At 62.1% G+C, this 15,603-nt stretch carries 18 protein-coding genes; 10 read left to right on the forward strand and 8 right to left on the reverse strand.

From position 1 onward, the window contains the following. The first annotated feature begins 64 nt into the window (after positions 1-64). The 4 genes from phnD to ACK41X_RS11620 all read left to right on the forward strand — a co-directional run bounded on the left by phnD (position 65) and on the right by ACK41X_RS11620 (position 3,487). Positions 65-988, forward strand: a complete 924-nt coding sequence (gene phnD / locus ACK41X_RS11605) for a phosphonate ABC transporter substrate-binding protein (protein ID WP_409723001.1) — start codon at positions 65-67, stop codon at positions 986-988. A 106-nt stretch (positions 989-1,094) separates the two neighbouring features. After that, positions 1,095-1,985: a phosphonate ABC transporter, permease protein PhnE gene (gene phnE, locus ACK41X_RS11610; protein WP_409723004.1), complete on the forward strand. Its 891-nt coding sequence runs from the start codon at positions 1,095-1,097 to the stop codon at positions 1,983-1,985. Then, positions 1,982-2,824 carry a phosphonate ABC transporter, permease protein PhnE gene (phnE, locus tag ACK41X_RS11615; protein WP_409723007.1) on the forward strand — a complete coding sequence of 281 codons (843 nt, stop codon included), beginning with the start codon at positions 1,982-1,984 and terminating at the stop codon, positions 2,822-2,824. Before phnE (ACK41X_RS11610) ends, phnE (ACK41X_RS11615) begins: the two co-directional genes overlap by 4 nt. A 21-nt stretch (positions 2,825-2,845) precedes the next feature. Continuing rightward, positions 2,846-3,487 (forward strand): DapH/DapD/GlmU-related protein, encoded by a 642-nt coding sequence (locus tag ACK41X_RS11620; RefSeq protein ID WP_409723010.1) that lies wholly within the window; start codon positions 2,846-2,848, stop codon positions 3,485-3,487. A gap of 166 nt (positions 3,488-3,653) precedes the next feature. Here ACK41X_RS11620 and ACK41X_RS11625 read toward each other — a convergent pair whose 3' ends face one another. From ACK41X_RS11625 to ACK41X_RS11635, 3 genes are all read right to left on the reverse strand, one after another. Next, positions 3,654-3,782: a hypothetical protein gene (locus ACK41X_RS11625; protein WP_409723013.1), complete on the reverse strand. Its 129-nt coding sequence runs from the start codon at positions 3,780-3,782 to the stop codon at positions 3,654-3,656. 12 nt (positions 3,783-3,794) lie between these two features. Beyond that, positions 3,795-4,037 carry a hypothetical protein gene (locus ACK41X_RS11630; protein WP_409723016.1) on the reverse strand — a complete coding sequence of 81 codons (243 nt, stop codon included), beginning with the start codon at positions 4,035-4,037 and terminating at the stop codon, positions 3,795-3,797. 138 nt (positions 4,038-4,175) lie between these two features. Next, on the reverse strand, positions 4,176-4,382 hold the full coding sequence (locus ACK41X_RS11635) for a hypothetical protein (RefSeq protein WP_409723019.1): 207 nt from the start codon (positions 4,380-4,382) through the stop codon (positions 4,176-4,178). Positions 4,383-4,675: 293 nt separating this feature from the next. On the opposite strand from ACK41X_RS11635, the gene ACK41X_RS11640 reads away from it, so the two are divergent. The 4 genes from ACK41X_RS11640 (at position 4,676) to ACK41X_RS11655 (ending at position 8,676) form a co-directional block, all read left to right on the forward strand. Further along, entirely contained in the window at positions 4,676-5,704 is a 1,029-nt protein-coding gene (locus tag ACK41X_RS11640; RefSeq protein WP_409723022.1) for an LLM class flavin-dependent oxidoreductase, read from the forward strand. Between the two features lie 16 nt (positions 5,705-5,720). Next, positions 5,721-6,863, forward strand: coding sequence for a 3-isopropylmalate dehydrogenase (gene leuB, locus ACK41X_RS11645; protein WP_409723025.1), 1,143 nt, complete (start codon positions 5,721-5,723; stop codon positions 6,861-6,863). 75 nt (positions 6,864-6,938) lie between these two features. Next, entirely contained in the window at positions 6,939-7,853 is a 915-nt protein-coding gene (locus ACK41X_RS11650; RefSeq protein ID WP_409723028.1) for a methylenetetrahydrofolate reductase, read from the forward strand. Between the two features lie 127 nt (positions 7,854-7,980). Continuing rightward, positions 7,981-8,676, forward strand: coding sequence for an aldolase/citrate lyase family protein (locus tag ACK41X_RS11655; RefSeq protein ID WP_409723031.1), 696 nt, complete (start codon positions 7,981-7,983; stop codon positions 8,674-8,676). A 6-nt stretch (positions 8,677-8,682) separates the two neighbouring features. Here ACK41X_RS11655 and ACK41X_RS11660 read toward each other — a convergent pair whose 3' ends face one another. The 3 genes from ACK41X_RS11660 to ACK41X_RS11670 all read right to left on the reverse strand — a co-directional run bounded on the left by ACK41X_RS11660 (position 8,683) and on the right by ACK41X_RS11670 (position 11,305). Beyond that, entirely contained in the window at positions 8,683-9,015 is a 333-nt protein-coding gene (locus ACK41X_RS11660) for a DUF6968 family protein (protein ID WP_409723034.1), read from the reverse strand. Positions 9,016-9,630: 615 nt separating this feature from the next. After that, positions 9,631-10,086, reverse strand: coding sequence for a cupin domain-containing protein (locus ACK41X_RS11665; protein WP_409723036.1), 456 nt, complete (start codon positions 10,084-10,086; stop codon positions 9,631-9,633). A 109-nt stretch (positions 10,087-10,195) separates the two neighbouring features. Then, positions 10,196-11,305, reverse strand: a complete 1,110-nt coding sequence (locus ACK41X_RS11670) for a 5-methyltetrahydropteroyltriglutamate--homocysteine S-methyltransferase (RefSeq protein WP_409723039.1) — start codon at positions 11,303-11,305, stop codon at positions 10,196-10,198. Positions 11,306-11,352: 47 nt separating this feature from the next. On the opposite strand from ACK41X_RS11670, the gene ACK41X_RS11675 reads away from it, so the two are divergent. Both ACK41X_RS11675 and ACK41X_RS11680 read left to right on the forward strand, forming a co-directional pair. Then, complete coding sequence (locus tag ACK41X_RS11675; RefSeq protein ID WP_409723042.1) at positions 11,353-12,057, forward strand: TetR/AcrR family transcriptional regulator; 705 nt, start codon at positions 11,353-11,355, stop codon at positions 12,055-12,057. Positions 12,058-12,129: 72 nt separating this feature from the next. Beyond that, positions 12,130-13,377, forward strand: a complete 1,248-nt coding sequence (locus tag ACK41X_RS11680; RefSeq protein ID WP_409723045.1) for a lytic murein transglycosylase — start codon at positions 12,130-12,132, stop codon at positions 13,375-13,377. A gap of 104 nt (positions 13,378-13,481) precedes the next feature. On the opposite strand, the gene ACK41X_RS11685 is transcribed toward ACK41X_RS11680, so the two are convergent. Both ACK41X_RS11685 and ACK41X_RS11690 read right to left on the reverse strand, forming a co-directional pair. Next, positions 13,482-14,180 (reverse strand): MAE_28990/MAE_18760 family HEPN-like nuclease, encoded by a 699-nt coding sequence (locus ACK41X_RS11685; protein WP_409723048.1) that lies wholly within the window; start codon positions 14,178-14,180, stop codon positions 13,482-13,484. A 4-nt stretch (positions 14,181-14,184) separates the two neighbouring features. After that, a complete protein-coding gene (locus ACK41X_RS11690; protein ID WP_409723049.1) occupies positions 14,185-15,273 on the reverse strand; it encodes a DUF262 domain-containing protein in 1,089 nt (362 codons plus the stop codon). Between the last annotated feature and the right edge of the window lie 330 nt (positions 15,274-15,603).

The following is a 15,603-nucleotide window of genomic DNA, read 5'->3' on the forward strand; positions in this document are numbered from 1 at the left end:
GGAATGCAGTTCAATCAACCGCGCAGCTTAATCAAGCTGCGGAACAATGCAGATGAGGACGTCAATGACCGCACATCTCCGTTCCCTTGCGAAGGCAGCGCTGGTTTCGACCGTATTTGTCGCCGCCGCCACGGCGGCCACGGCTGCCGATTGGCGCGACAAGTACAAGGTCATCAAGATCGGCTCCGTCACCGTCGAGAACCAGGCGGCGACAGTGACGCGCTTCAAGCCGTTCGCCGACTACATTGAAAAGAAGCTTGGCGTGAAGGTCGAGGTGTTTACTGCATCGGACTATGCCGGCATCGTTCAGGCGCTGTCGGCAGGCCAGATTCATCTCGGGCGTATGGGCGGCGCCGCCTATGCCGCAGGTTATATCGACAGTGAGGGCGAAATCGAACCGCTGGTCATGAATGTGGAGCCGAATGGCGGCAAGGGTTACCACTCGGTGCTGATCGTGCGCTCGGACAGTCCCTACAAGTCGATTGACGATCTGAAGGGGAAGAGTCTTGCCTGGGCTGATCCCAATTCAACCTCCGGCTTTCTGGTGCCCAACGCGGCACTCCGGGATGCCGGTATCGATCCGCAAAAGCATTTCAGCCGGACCGTGTTTTCCGGCGGGCATGAGCAGAGCGTGCTCGGCGTGCTGAAGGGCAATTTCGACAGCGCCTTCACCTGGACCTCGCCAGGTCACCAATCCGGACAGTTCCGCATCATGATGGACCGCGGCATGCTCAAGCTCGACGATATCCGCATCGTCTGGGAATCGCCGCTGATCGCCAATCCGCTCTGGGCCGTGTCCAAGAAAATCCCGGCAGATATGCGCAAAGATCTGCTCGATATGTTTGTCAATCTCGCCAAGGACGACATGGCGATGGCGGAGGCCGCGGCGCAGGGCAAGACCAGCGGCTTCGAGCCGGTGACGCATGAGACCTATAAGACTTTCGTCACCATCGCCGAAGACCAGCGCAAGGCGCGGCGGAAGCAATAGTGCCGAACGGCCCGTTTCAAGCCATGAGGGAGTCCGGCGCACGGCATCGCAAGAGCCCGTGCGCCAGACATTCTGCGGCAAGTCGTTCCGACAGATGGCGCGCGCGATGCGGCTAGTTTCATCCCTGCCCGGCGCCCCGCCTGTCATCGATCCGTCCTTCGAGCGTCAGTTTATGACGCTTCGCCGGCAGCGGCGTCTGCAGACGCTGATCGGAGTCTCCCTTTTCGCCCTGCTTTTTTTCGGGGCATCGATCGTCGGCAAATTCAGCCCCGCGGCGCTGATCGAAGGCGCGCCGAAACTCGGCGAGTATATCCAGCGCACCCTGCCGGTGCTGCGCTGGGACAGCCTCGGCGCAGACATTGCCGAATGGTTCTATGGTATTCGCAAGTGGCTCGATCTGCTGTTCGAGACCGTGCTGATGGCCTATCTCGCGACGCTGATGGGCTCGCTCCTGGCGCTCGGCCTTTGCTTTTTCGCCTCGCGCAATCTGACGCCGCAGATGTGGACCTATCATGTGGCGCGCCGTCTCGGTGAATTCTTCCGTACGGTGCCGGACCTCGTCTTTGCGCTGATTTTCGTATTCGCCTTCGGCCTCGGGCCGCTGCCCGGCATTCTGGCGATGGCGCTGCACTCCTTCGGCGCCAATACCAAACTGTTTTCCGAGGCGAACGAGAATATCGACATGGGGCCGGTCGAGGGGCTGCGCGCGTCCGGCGCCAGCTGGGTCCAGACCATGCGCTTTGCGGTGCTGCCGCAAGTGATGCCGAATTACGCCTCCTATGTGCTGTGGCGCTTTGAGATCAACGTGCGGACCGCGGCGGTTCTCGGCTTTGTCGGCGCCGGCGGCATCGGCATGGAGCTGATGACTGCGGTCCGCTCGCTGTATTACGAGGACATCAGCGCCATTCTCATTCTGATCGTCCTCACGGTCACCTTGATCGATCTCGGCTGCGAGAAGCTGCGTCACTGGCTGATCGGACGGGAGACACTGGAATGATCGACCGGGTAATGAGCGCAGCACGGGCCGCCGATCTGAAGCGTCGCTATCCGTTCGCATTCCGGCGACCGCTGCGCGAGCAAGTGCTGCGCCTTGCGGGCTGGACCGCATTTTCCGTGCTCACTCTCTACTGCCTGTGGCGGTTCGACTTCTCGCCGGTCAAGCTTTGGTCCGGCCTGGGCGAGCTTGGCGGCATCGTAACCCAGCTGTTCCCGCCCATGCCCGGCGAGCATCCGCGCGAAATCTTCTGGGCGCTGCTCGAGACCATCGCGATGGCGTTTATCGGAACGACGCTGGCCGCGATCCTGGCCTTTCCGCTGGCATTCCTCGCTGCCAAGAACACATTCCCGTTCGGACTCGCGAGGTTCGGCGTGCGGCGCTTCATGGATATGCTGCGCGGAATCGATCAGCTGATCTGGGCGCTGATTTTCGTGCGGGCTGTGGGGCTCGGCCCGCTCGCCGGTATCATGGCGATTGCGATCTCCGACACCGGGACGCTCGCCAAGCTGTTCTCGGAATCGCTGGAAAATATCGAGAAGAAGCCGGCGGAGGGCCTGAAGGCCGCCGGCGCAAACAATGTGCAGACGCTGCGCTTTGCGATGCTGCCGCAGGTGATCCCGATGTTCCTGTCGAGCGCGCTGTATATGTTCGAATCCAATGTCCGCTCCGCGACCATTCTCGGCATCGTCGGCGCCGGCGGCATCGGCTTCCAGTTGTCCGACCGAATCCGCGCCCATCACTGGGAGGAAGCCTGTTTCATCCTGATTCTGATCCTGATCACGGTGGCGATCATCGACTGGATATCGAAGAATTTGCGGATGTGGCTGATCGGTCGCTGAAGCCCGTTAAGGCGGCGTGCCATGCCGAAAATGCTGTCCGAACAGCCGCTGATCGATCCGGCCGCCAGCCTCAGCGCATGCGCGCTCGGCCGCTATACCGAAATCGGCGCCCGCGCCAGGCTGCTTGAAGTGGAACTCGGCGACTATTCCTATGTGGTCAACGACAGCGACATCGCCTACGCCAGTATCGGCAAATTCTGCTCGATCGCGGCGATGACGCGTATCAATCCGGGCAATCATCCGATGCAGCGCGCCAGCCAGTCGCACTTCACCTATCGCTCCGGCATGTATTTCGAAGGCGAGAGCGACGACGATGGCGTGTTCGACTGGCGGCGCGCGCATCGCGTGATCATCGGCCACGATGTCTGGATCGGCCATGGCGCCATCGTCCTGCCGGGCCGCAGCGTCGGCACCGGCGCCGTGGTGGCGGCCGGCGCCGTCGTGACCAAGGATGTACCGGACTATACCATCGTCGCCGGAAATCCGGCGCGCGCGGTCCGCCAGCGATTTCCCGACGCCATCGCCGAGGGATTGCGGCGGCTCGCCTGGTGGGACTGGAGCCATGCGCAGTTGCGCGCCGCACTGGGCGACTTTCGCAACCTGCCGGCGGCGCAATTCATCGAGAAATACCGGAGCGCAGGTGCGGCCGGTCAGCCCGGCTGAACCAGCGCCCGGCGTGTCTTGGTCTGCTCCTGGACGTCCCGTGCTGCGCCGAATTCGGCAAGAAAGCCCATGAAGCCGGCAATGCGAAGGCGGCCTGCGCCGCCGGCGCCTTGATCGAGGTTTCCATCAGCCGCGCGCCGTCGGCGCGGCGCCGGATTACCGGCGATCAGCGCCGCGTCCGGCGCCGGATCGTCACGATCGCAACTCCAACCACCACGCCTGCGACAAACGCCACCAGGAAAAACTGGGTCAGCCCGACCGTAATCGCCTGCTCGACCAGCGCGCCCCAATCCATCGGCCGGGCCCGCTAGTCCTTGCTTTTCAGCTGGGACTCGTTGGCCGCAATGAAGCTGCGGATCTCATCACCCATATTCAAGAGCTTGAGCCATTGTTCCTTGTACAGCGTCACCGGAAAGCGGCCGAGCCCATAGACCGAGACCCCGCCCTTGTCGCTCACCTTCATCCGCGTACCGGTCGTTTGCGCCTTCTTGAGCGCAGCATTTTCATTGCGCAGGCGCTCGAGTTCCGCCTTCAGATCGTCGTCCGCCATCTCGCTGTCCTCGCGGCAAATTCTGCCAGGGCGCGCCATCGCACCGGTTGGCCGCGGGCGTCATAGCCTGTCTGCGCGCAACAAAAAACCCGGACTCGCGGGGAGGCCGGGTTTGCCGCTTCCGGGAAGCGGGAAATATTAGTAGCCCCAGGAGCGATAGCCGTAGGACTTGTAGCCGTAGCCATGGCCATGGGACTTGTAGCCGTAGCTGTAGCCGTAATGGGGCTTGTAGTACGACTTGTAGCCATAGCCACCGTAATAGCCGGCGGAAGCTGCGGTCGGGGCCAGTGCGGCGGTCACGAGAGCGGCAGCAGCGGCGAAGCCAAGAACGGTCTTGCGGATCATGTGAAGTCCCCTGTTTTGCTCCGGGTGCGCCCATCGCATCCCTGATGTGTATGGGTCGCCCCGGCCGGCTATCCGGTTCAGGGGCGGGGGGCCTCTCACGCGACCGTGAGAATGCGGCTTTTTGCGGCGCACCGGGCGCGCCGCCCGGGCCGGTCAGGGCTCCTGCGCGTTACCGCGCGCTCTGCAATGCGCGCCGCCCGCCCTGCATCCGGCGCAGCTTGAATTGCCGCGGTGTTTGGGCTTGGTTGCGGGCTTCGCCAAGAACAAGACACGCCGGCCAGGGAGAGCGCTTCGTGCTGAAATTCGGAATTTTCGACCATCTCGACAGCGATGGCACGCCGCTCGGCGAGATGCTGGAAAACCGGCTGAAGCTGCTTGAAATCATGGACCGGGACGGCTTCTACGGCTTCCACATGGCGGAACATCATTCGACCCCGCTCGGCTGGGTGCCGTCGCCGAGCGTGTTCGTCTCCGCCGCGATCCAGCGCACCAAGAGGTTGCGCATCGGCCCCTTGGTCTACGTGCTGCCGATGTATCATCCGCTGCGGGTCTACGAGGAAGTCTGCATGCTCGACCACATGAGCGGCGGACGGCTCATGTTCGGGGTCGGGCGCGGCGCGGCTTTGGTCGAGCATCAGCGCTACGGCATCGATCCGGCGCACGCGCCCGCCATGTATCACGAGGCGTTCGCTGTGATCATGAAGGCCTGCGAAAGCGACGTCCTGAATTTTGAAGGCAAGTACTACAACTTCAAGGACTACCTCGTTCAGAACAAGCCGGTGCAGCGGCCGCATCCGCCGGTCTGGTACGGCGCGCCCAATCCGGACGCGGTCGGCTGGGCGGCGCCGAATGCGGTCAACGTCGTCTCGCTCGGACCGGCCGCTCGCGCCCGTGCGATCACCGACCGTTACCGCAAGGAATGGGCCGCGCTTGGCCGCAACCCAGCCGACATGCCGATGATGGGGATCACGCGGCATATCCTGGTCGCGCCGACCGACAGGGAAGCCAAGGATCTTGCGCGCCCGGCCTATGCAGTGTGGCGCGAGGCGATCGAGATGCTGTGGCAGCGCTCCGGCGTGCCGTTCCCGCTGGTGCCGGTCTATCCCAGGACCTTCGACGAACTCGAAGCGATGGGCCACGGCGTTGCCGGCTCGCCCGCCACGGTGCGCGATTATGTCAGCCGGCTTCAGGAGGAGAGCGGCGTCAACTACGTGCTCGGGCAGATGATGTTCGGTACGCTCGCCCATGACGCGGCGGCGCAGTCCATCACGCTGTTCGCGCGGGAGGTCATGCCGGCCTTCGCAGCGCGCGCCGCAGCATAAAGCCGGAGCGCTCGCCGTGACCGCAGCGCCGCGCAAGCGCGTCCTCATTCTGCCGGGCGACGGCATCGGCCCGGAAATCCTCGCGCAGACCCGCCGGGTGGTGGACTGGTTCGTTGCCCGCCGCGCGCTGCCGGCCGACCTGTACGAGGAGCCTTTCGGGATTCCCGCCTATCGCGCGCATGGATCGTTCCTGCGGGACGAGACCTGGGACGAGATCGAAGCCGCCGACGCCATCCTGTTCGGCGCCATCGGCTCGCCGGAATACGATACGATCCCCGGCGCTGCCGAAGGCGCAGGGCTGATGCGCATGCGCACCGAACTCGGCCTGTTCATCAATCTGCGGCCGGTGCGCGCCGCAGCCCCGCTTCATGCGGTCTCGCCGCTCAAGGCCGAGGTGCTGCGCCAGACCGACCTCGTGATCGTGCGCGAACTCACCGGCGGCATCTATACCGGAAAGCCGCGCGGCATCGAGACGGTCGATGGCGTGCGCCGCGGCGTCAACACCATGATCTACAGCGAGCCCGAGATCGAGCGGATCACGCGCGCAGCATTCGACCTCGCCCGCACGCGCCGCAAGCGGGTCTGCTCGGTCGATAAGAGCAACGTGCTTGAAGTGAGCCGGCTATGGCGCGAGGTGGTGCAGCGCCTGCGCGACACCGCGTATTCCGACGTCGAACTCACGCATCTGTTCGTCGACAATGCCGCGATGCAGCTGGTGCGCGCGCCGGCGCAATTCGACGTGCTTTTGACCGAAAATCTGTTCGGCGACATTCTCTCCGATATCGGCGCCGCCGCCGCGGGCTCGATCGGCATGCTGCCGTCGGCCTCGATGACCGGGATGGATGCGGACGGTCCGGCGCGCCATCGCGCACTCTACGAGCCGATCCATGGCAGCGCGCCGGACATCGCAGGAAAAGGCATCGCCAATCCCTGCGGCGCAATCCTGAGCTTCGCGATGTGCCTGCGCCATAGCTTCCTGCGCCCCGACGACGCAGCGTTGCTCGAAGCGGCCACCATCGCCACCATCGAAAACGGCGCGCGCACGGCGGACATCGCGCGGCCGGGCCAGCCCACACTCTCGACCGCGGAGATGGGCAGCGCGATCCTGCGCGAACTCGATGCGATGGCCGACGGCTGGCCGGCCGCGGCTCGCGCTTGACGCAACGTTCCGATTGGGGCCTGTAGACGCTTCCGCCTCCGTGGCGAGGCAACCTCAACGCAAGTGTGGTCCTGGATGTCGTCCGATCGTGTTGCGCGTCTCGAAGACACGCTGAAATCCGGCAAATTCGTACTCACCGCCGAAATCACCCCGCCCGTCTCCTGCGACAAGAACGATCTGCTGGAAAAGGCGCTGCCGCTGCGCGGGCTTGCCGACGCGGTCAACGTCACCGACGGCGCCGGTGCGCGCGCGCATATGGATTCCGTCACCGCCGCCACCATTCTCCTGATGAATGGGATCGAGCCCATCCTTCAGCTCACCTGCCGCGACCGCAACCGGCTTGGCCTGCAAGGGGCGCTGATGGGGGCGGCTGCCATGGGCGTGCGCAATCTTCTGGCGTTGCGCGGCGATGACCCGACGCAGGGCGATCAGCCCGAGACCAAGCCGGTCTTCGATCTCGATGCGCGGGGTCTGCTCGCGACCGCGGCGCGCATGCGCGACGCCGGCGAATTGCCGTCGGGCAAGAAGATCGGCGGCAAGGCCGACTTCTTTCTTGGTGCCGCCGATGCGCCGATTGATCCCGCGCCGGACTGGAAGCCGGCCGGCCTGAAGGCCAAGGTCGAGGGCGGCGCCCGCTTTGCGCAGACCCAGTTCTGCATGGATGCCGGCGTTCTGCGCCGCTACACGACGCGCCTGAAGGAGGAGGGCGTCGTCCCCGGCCTCTTTATGATCATCGGCGTGGTGCCGTTCCGTTCGGCAAAGTCGGCGCGCTGGATCAAGGAGAAGCTGTTCGGCTCGATCGTGCCGGATGCAATGATCGAGCGCATGGAGGCAGCGACCGATCCGGTCGCCGAGGGCAAGGCGATCCTGACCGATTACCTCCTGGAGATTTCCGAAATCCCGGGCGTTGCGGGCGCCCATATCATGGCACCGATGAACGACGATGCGGTGCCCGAGGTGATCGAAGCGTTCCGCAAGCGCAAGGGATAAGCTGTTATTCCGGGGCGGCCGCCGAAGGCGGGCGAGCCCGGAATCCAGACCGGTCCTCGCTCGTGGCTGGATTCCGGGTCCGCGCCTTTGGTGCGTCCCGGAATGACACGAAGAACAGGCCCGTCTCATGTCGCAACTCCGTGCCGACCTTAAAGTGCGCCTCGCGCGCCGCGACTTCGTGATCGGCATCGCGCCGAAATTCTCCTCCGCCGATCTCGTTGCCGCGCTCGCTCCGCGCTTCGACTACATCTTCATCGATTGCGAGAATGCCGGACCCGATGTCGAGCGCATTCCCGATCTGGTGCGTGCCGCGCATTTGGGCGGGGCCGCGGCACTGCTGCGGCCATGGTCGAAGGATATGGGCGTGCTGCGGCGCTACCTCGGCTGCGGCATCGACGGATTCATCATGCCGGATGTGGAAAGCGAAGGCGAAATCGCTGCGGTCCGCGCGCTGATGACCGACATCCGTCCCGATGACGGCGGCGCCATGCTGTATTTTGCGCTGATCGAGACGGTGCGCGGCGTCGAGCATGCCCGCGAGATCATGCTGGCGGAGGGTTGCGACGCCACGCAGATCGGCACCTCGGACCTTGCGGTGTCGGTCGGACTGCCGCGCCGCGGCGATCATGAGAAGGTGCGCGACATCGCCTTCCGGCTGCTTGAATTGTCGCGCGCGCTCGGCCGCTCGTCGGGATGTCCGGTCAACAAATACGGCATCGCGCCGGTGATCGAGGCCGGCGGCAATTGCGTGATGCTGTTCATGGGCGATGTGCTGGCGGCCGGGCTCGACGCGACGATGGCGGGGTGGCCGCAGGCAACGTGAGCCGCCTCACGTAAACGTCTTGTCGTCGCCGATCAGCATGTCGCGCAGACTGTTCACCACGGGAAAGTCATAGCCCTTTCCGGGCTCCTGCCATATCAGTCTGCCGGATGCGTGGTGATCGCTTGCATAGAGCTGTGCGCCGATCAGCTTCAGGCCGAGTTCGAGAGCTTGGACCGCGTCAATGCCGATCGCATCCATAGTCACCGTCCCGTCCGGCCAGTCGATCCCGGTCTTGCAGGACCAGTCGACGGCTTGCGGCTGCGGCGCAAAAATGCGGGTCGGAATCTCGATCTCGACGTTCGTATTGCGAAGTTTGAGGACGCGCGTGGCGATGAGCATGGGCGACCTCAATAACTAGAGGCGGGGTCGGCCGGCCGGCGAGGCAGGCAGAAAGTTGTTCTGTCGCCTGACCGCGGCACACCGAACGTCGCGATGCGGGCTCGACCGAACTACAGAGAAGATTGTCGATTGTATATTGCGCCATGCAATAGGAAAGGGAGCGGCCGCGGCGGCGCGCAGCTCCGAAAGTATCCGAGTTATAGCGTTTTCGAGCGAAGTGGGCACCGGTTCGCGTGAAGAAAACGCCACAACGCAACAACTTAGAGTCTTTTCGCGATTCGAAGAAAAGCGAAAAGACTCTAGACGCGCTCTCGCCGTCAGTTCCGCTGGTCCACTGGCCACCATCAGGATTGCCTGCCGGTACCCGAGGCTGATTTGGATCGAATTTGCGCGCGTGGCCGAAACGCAGCGCGTAGTAGTCTGGTCGTACGGCAAGAAGTTTGTCGGGCGGGAGGCTCTCCAGATGGGCCTTCAAAATTTGTGATCGAGATTGCCAGAACCTTGGTTCGAATGGAGAGTTCATCGGCATCGGAAATCTATCCAGTCAGGCAATAGGTAAATAATCTTATCTTGGGGCATTTCGGCTGTGCTGCGGCGCGCTGACCGCAGCAGGCTTCACTTCACCGGCACGACATCTTTGGCGCCCTTCGCGCCCATATAGACCGCGAGCAGGCGCACCGGCTCTTTCCCCGGATTGAAGCCGAAATGCACCACGTCCATCGCCTCCATCAGGCTGTCGCCCTTCTTGTAGGTGCGGATGCCATGCGCGCCATAGTCGACCGACAATTCGCCGTCGAGGATATAGGCAAAGAGCGGCACGCCGTGGGTGTGCGGGATGGTGCGCTGGCCGGGCAAAAGCGTGACGATCGCGGCCGTCACATGCGGCTCGCCGTCAGGATAGCGCAGCTTCTCCCCGACCACGGTGGTGGAGGTGGAGAGCAGCGGCAAAGCCGGATAGCCGGCGGCATTTGGCGCTGCCTTGGCTTGCGCTGGCGCATCGGGCGCACGCTGCGCGAACGAAGATGCGGTGAGGAGGGCGCAGGCGGCAACAGCGACAGCAAGGCGGATCATCTGGAACGTCCAATGCGGCGAGCGGACGGAAACAGGCCTGTCACGCCGGCATGTTCTGACACGATTCGCGCGCGGTCTCCCAAGCGCCCGCAACTTTTGCCGGGAAAGCTCAGCCCCAGATTGCCTGCGCCGCCTTCACCTCAAGCTCCAGCTTCCTGCGCTCGTCGGTTTCCGTCACCGGATTGCCGGCGACGGTGGAGGCAAAGCCGCATTGCGGCGAGATCGCGAGCCGGTCGAGGTCGATGAATTGCGTGGCTTCCTCGACCCGCCGCTGCAGGCCGTCGAGCGATTCCAGCACCGGCGTCTTGCTGGAGATGAGGCCCAGCACCACGCCCTTGCCCTTGACGAAGCGCAGGGGACGGAAATCGCCGGCCCGCTCGGTGTCGTATTCCAGCAGGAAATGGTTGACCCTGGTCTCGCTGAAGAAGCGTTCGGCGACGGATTCGTAGCCGCCCGCGCCGATGTAATGGCCCTTGAAATTGCCGCGGCACATATGCACGCCGAAAATCACATCGTCCGGCGCGCCTTTCACCGATTCGTTGATGGCATTGATATAGAGATCGACCAGGTCGTCGGGCGTCATGCCGCAGGCCTCGACCTGCTTGCGGATCGCCGGATCGCACAGAAGCGCGATCGCCACCTCGTCGAGCTGGATATATTTGCAGCCGGCTTTGGCGAGATCGGCAATCTCCTCGCGGAAGATGCGGTTGAGATCGGCAAAGAACGAGGCCGTATCCGCATAGGCAGCGCGGTCGGCGAAGTCGGTGGCGCGGTAGAAATGCATGGTCGAGGGCGCGGGCAGGGTGATTTTCGCCGTCGCGCCGGTGATGCCTTTCAGGAATTCGTATTCGTCGAGCGCCAGCGGCTTGTTGCGCTTGAGCTTGCCCTGCGCATAGGGCGCGGTGAAATCGACCTGGTGGCCCGCATCGTCGCGGAACTTGAACACCGCGGGCTTGATGGCGAAGCCGTCGATCCGCTCGACGAAGCGGCCCCAGTACGAACCGCGGCGGAATTCGCCGTCGGTGACCACCTTCAGCCCGACCTCCTCCTGCATCGTCACGACGTCGCGGATGCAGTCGTCCTGGATTTTCGCAAAAGCGGCATCGTCGAGCCGTTTTGCAGCGTAATCGCGAAACGCCTGGCGCAGCACCTGCGGCCGCAACAGGCTGCCGATATGGTCGGCACGAAAAGGCGGGCGGCCTTGCGGCAGGGTGGTCATTGGCGCATCCTCCGGGACGTGAGCGGGTTTGTTCTATAGGTCTATAGATGAAATCTAGATCGGCGGCGGGGGCGGATGCAAGTCCCGTGCGGCGCGGGCGGCCGCGGCGCGATCCGCCGCTGCGCCGGGGCGGGGCCGAGGAGGGTGCGGAGCGCAAGAAGCGCGCCACCCACAGGCGGTCCGGCGAGATCATCGAGGCGGCGGCGCAGATCTTCGCCGAGCGCGGCTATCACGGCGCGACCACGCAGGACATCGCCGACGTTCTGAATATCCGCCAGGCCAGCCTGTATTATTATTTCCGGTCCAAGGAGGTGGCGCTCGAACTCGTCTGCATGCGCGGCGTCGAGGGCTTTTACGAAACCGAATGCGCCATCGCCGAGGGGCCGGGCACGGCGAGCGAACGTCTCGCGGGGCTGATCCGGGCGCATATCGCGCCGCTGCTCGACCGCTCCAATTTCGTCAAGGTGTTCCTGACCCAGCGGCAATTCCTGCCCGCGCATAGCCGCCGCAAGGTCGGCAAAGTGTCGCGCGCGGTCGAGGCGATTTTCGAGGGCGTGTTGAAGGACGGCCAGCGCAGCGGCGAATTCCGCGCCGATTTCGACACCCGGATCGCAACGCTGTCGATCCTTTCGATCCTGAATGGCTGCGCCGCCTGGTATGTGCGCGAGCAGGCCTCGATCGAACGCATCGGCGGGCAATTCATCGGCCTGATCCTCGGCGGCATCGCGGCTCCGCCGCGCAAGAACGGCTGATCGAGCGACAGCATGGGCTGCGCGCAAAACCTTGTGCCCGCCTCCCGTCGCCAGGCAGCGCGGGCGTCCCCGATGCGTGCGCAGTGGATGCGTGCGCAGCGGACACTTGCGCGGCTGACACTTGCGGCGGTCGCGGCGATGCTGCTCGCGCTCATCTCCCCCGCGGTCGCGCAAGCGCCCGAACCGCAAGCACCCGAACCGCAAGCGCGCTCGTTCCGCGGCTATATCGAGTCCCTGCGCCCGCTCGCCCTCGCGCGCGGCGTCTCGAACGCCACCTTCGACCGCGCGCTGGCCAATGTCGCCTACGACGTCGAGGTGGCGCGGCTGTCGCGCCGCCAGCCGGAATATGGACGCCCGGTCGGCGATTATCTGAACGCGATGGTGGCGGCCTCGCGCATCGGCGGCGGGCAGAAGCGCCTCGCCGCGCATCGCGGCCTCCTTGACGACATCGAGAAGACATTCGGCGTGCCGCGCGAGGTTATCGTCGCGATCTGGGGCATCGAAACGAGCTTTGGCGCCAACCAGGGCGGCAAGCGCGTGATCCCCTCGCTCGCCACGCTCGCCTTCCACCATTACAAGGGCGATTTCGCCCGCGACGAACTGCTGACCGCGCTGCGCATCCTGCAGGATGGCCACATCCCGCCCGAGCGCATGATCGGCTCCTGGGCCGGCGCGATGGGGCAGCCGCAGTTCATCCCGTCGAGCTTCATGCGCTGGGCGGTCGATTTCGACGGCGACGGCCGCCGCGATTTATGGACGTCGGTGCCCGATGTGCTGGCCTCGATCGGAAATTATCTGCGCGCGCATGGCTGGCAGCGCGATCTGCCCTGGGGGTTCGAGGTGATTGTCCCCGAGCAGTTCGATCCGCGCAAAAGCAGAGGCTCATTCCGCGAATGGGTGACTCTCGGCTTCACGCGCGCCGATGGCGGCAATCTGCCGACCAGCAATGTGCGCGACGAGGCGATCCTGTTCTTTCCGTCCGGCGCGCGCGGGCCGGCCTTTCTGGTCACGAAGAATTTCGACGTGATCAAGACCTACAATATTTCCGACGTCTACGCGCTCGCGGTGCTGCACCTCGCCGACCGCCTGAAGGGCCGCCCGCCCTTTGCCGGCCGCTGGCCCGCCGGCGACGTGCAGCTCTCGCGCGAGGACCGCATGCGCATTCAAGCTGCTCTGGCCGAACGCGGATTTTCACCGAACAACCGGCAGGGCATGATCGATTTCGACCTGCGCGACGATATCCGCAAGATGCAGGTGCAGTTCGGCATGACGCCGGACGGGCATCCGACGCCGGAGTTTTTGGCGCGGTTGGTGAGGTAATGTTTTGTTTGCGGGGTGGCTAAAGTGCAGCGAAACCCGATGCGCGCCCCTCGATGGACATGGATGAGCTTCGCGGCGCTCGAACTGGGCTTGGGCCCTTAGTGCTAACGGATAGCGCAAAAATTTCGCCTACACCAACTGCCAAAAACTTGATCTGTAACGCGGCAGAACTGTGAAACGGTGTCGACCATGTCTCTTAGGTCGCCAGGAGTTTTCGTTGCGCTAGGGTCGCCGTGCGCGATGCTATTTCGAATATCAACCAAGTGATCAAGCATATTCTGCGTAGGTTGAGCTTTCGAGCGTAGCGCCGAATAAAAATCTGCCCGATACTTATCGTACCCGAATCTATTGAAATATGCGCTCACCTTGTCAAACTTCGGGTTGGAAAACCCCTTGTTAAATCTGGCTGAAGGCACAGGGCTTTGAAAGGGCCCGCTTTTTGACCAGTAATGAGCGTCGCTATCGATAAACCTAAACATCTTCTCGGCAATCTTGCCGTGGTCCGAAGTGTCTTTTACTTCATCAATAATATCTTTCGATATATGATAAAATGTTCTGAGAGATAATGTATTGCGCTGGATTGCTCGATCAAAAAAAGCCTGCAGCGCAATTTCACCTAGTTCCTTAATGTAAGCCTCAACATGACTCGAAAGGAGCACAATTGCCCCACGGCACAAGGCGTCGATTTCAGCCCGCTGCTGAATAGCATTTGTTCGTTCTTTTTTTGCAGCAGAACGTCTGAGAACGTTCACCTCATCAAGTCTGCTGAGGAATGAGCTGTAGGACGAAGTATAGCGAGGCATGCGTTTATAGAATTCCCATCATATTGGCTCGCCAAATTTCGAATCGTCTCTTAGTGCGGCTGGTGTGATCGACTGCTCTGCTAATCAGATCTTGAAATTCCTCATTTCCTTCAAGCTGCGAGTACGCGGCTCTAAAATTGATGCGCGCTTTCTTTGCGGCTTCGGGGGGCACGTCTTTTGCTGAGCTGGTCACTAGGTCAAAAAGGGCTCTGTTTACGACCTTCGATTTTTCACGCCTGAAGCATTCTGTTGCGTCGAACCAAATACGACACGTGTCTATCGTTCGTTTCCATCGCTCCAGTAGTGAATTAATCTTTTGGTCTGAATATTTTTGTCCCGCCTTCGCTGCGTCATTCAGCCAATGCTTTTGTGGTGTCCTGTAGGAATCGAGTCCGTGGAGGTCGAAGGCAAAGAATCGAAGGATAATCTCCTCATCACGAAGTCTAATATCCGGCTTTTTGCGCTTCAAAATTTCTAGCCATGGGGCGTATTCGGAAGCGGACTTGAGCATGGAGTTCAAGCTTCCACGATAGACGCAATTTCGAAGCTCTTGAGCATTTAGGGGGACGGTATTTGTGTTAAGGCGCTCAAAAACATCGAATTTAATATCGGGATGAGATTCATTTGTAATGAGTATGCATCTCAGCGTATGAGTTTTCAGTTGGCGCTGCGTCTTTGTCGGAAGTTCGTAAAAGCGCTTTCCGCTAAACTCCTTCAGGACTTCTAGGGGTGCTAACTTGAACTGATTATCCAAGAAGCGGTAAATGGAATACAGTCGTTGCTGCCCATCAATAACATCAAGTTCGAATTCCTCGTTTTGCGAAAGGTAGCATGGGGGGATGGGGACGTTGAGAAGAATTGATTCTATTAGCTTCGATGCAAGTGCGTCTGTCCATACATACTGTCTCTGAAAATTAGGACGATCTGATAAGGGCCTTAAAAATATCGTGCCGCCTTTTATCTGGTCCGATAAGGACTCGACGACAAGATCATATGGCTGAGTGATTACTTTTCTGTCTTTGAGCGGAGGCTCGTCGGGGTCTGGAATATCCGTATCAAGTTCGGTTTCAAATATTGGTTTTTCCTCAGACATCAGGGTCTCCCACTTGAATTCGGATAACTTATGTCGTGCGAGAAATCACGTCTAGCACCCGCAGCCCGGATGGAGCTAAGCGCAATCCGGTTCACGAGGCTGGGCTATTCTCGTCCCGATTCCGCTACGCTTCATGCGCGCGACACCCTCTCCCCCGCTCGTCCCCGCGAAGGCGGGGACCCAGCGCCGAAGAAGCCAGGAATCAGACCCTTCGTTGAGAAGCGCAGCACACCGCGCCGACAAAGCACAATTCAGATATGTGTGAATTTCATCTGCTCTGTGCTCGCGGACATGGCTGTGCTGGGTCCCCGCCTTCGCGGGGACGAGCGG

The organism is Pseudorhodoplanes sp., assembly GCF_046289595.1.
In the GTDB taxonomy this organism is placed as follows: domain Bacteria; phylum Pseudomonadota; class Alphaproteobacteria; order Rhizobiales; family Xanthobacteraceae; genus Pseudorhodoplanes.

Coding starts and splice junctions, on each gene's coding strand:
- ACK41X_RS11680 (WP_409723045.1), top strand. CDS start 12,130: ATGCGTGCGCAGTGGATGCGTGCGCAGCGGACACTTGCGCGGCTGACA.
- ACK41X_RS11675 (WP_409723042.1), top strand. CDS start 11,353: ATGAAATCTAGATCGGCGGCGGGGGCGGATGCAAGTCCCGTGCGGCGC.
- ACK41X_RS11620 (WP_409723010.1), top strand. CDS start 2,846: ATGCCGAAAATGCTGTCCGAACAGCCGCTGATCGATCCGGCCGCCAGC.
- ACK41X_RS11655 (WP_409723031.1), top strand. CDS start 7,981: ATGTCGCAACTCCGTGCCGACCTTAAAGTGCGCCTCGCGCGCCGCGAC.
- ACK41X_RS11670 (WP_409723039.1), bottom strand. CDS start 11,305: ATGACCACCCTGCCGCAAGGCCGCCCGCCTTTTCGTGCCGACCATATC.
- ACK41X_RS11625 (WP_409723013.1), bottom strand. CDS start 3,782: ATGGATTGGGGCGCGCTGGTCGAGCAGGCGATTACGGTCGGGCTGACC.
- ACK41X_RS11690 (WP_409723049.1), bottom strand. CDS start 15,273: ATGTCTGAGGAAAAACCAATATTTGAAACCGAACTTGATACGGATATT.
- ACK41X_RS11635 (WP_409723019.1), bottom strand. CDS start 4,382: ATGATCCGCAAGACCGTTCTTGGCTTCGCCGCTGCTGCCGCTCTCGTG.
- ACK41X_RS11650 (WP_409723028.1), top strand. CDS start 6,939: ATGTCGTCCGATCGTGTTGCGCGTCTCGAAGACACGCTGAAATCCGGC.
- ACK41X_RS11665 (WP_409723036.1), bottom strand. CDS start 10,086: ATGATCCGCCTTGCTGTCGCTGTTGCCGCCTGCGCCCTCCTCACCGCA.
- phnE (WP_409723007.1), top strand. CDS start 1,982: ATGATCGACCGGGTAATGAGCGCAGCACGGGCCGCCGATCTGAAGCGT.
- phnD (WP_409723001.1), top strand. CDS start 65: ATGACCGCACATCTCCGTTCCCTTGCGAAGGCAGCGCTGGTTTCGACC.
- ACK41X_RS11630 (WP_409723016.1), bottom strand. CDS start 4,037: ATGGCGGACGACGATCTGAAGGCGGAACTCGAGCGCCTGCGCAATGAA.
- ACK41X_RS11660 (WP_409723034.1), bottom strand. CDS start 9,015: ATGCTCATCGCCACGCGCGTCCTCAAACTTCGCAATACGAACGTCGAG.
- ACK41X_RS11685 (WP_409723048.1), bottom strand. CDS start 14,180: ATGCCTCGCTATACTTCGTCCTACAGCTCATTCCTCAGCAGACTTGAT.
- phnE (WP_409723004.1), top strand. CDS start 1,095: ATGCGGCTAGTTTCATCCCTGCCCGGCGCCCCGCCTGTCATCGATCCG.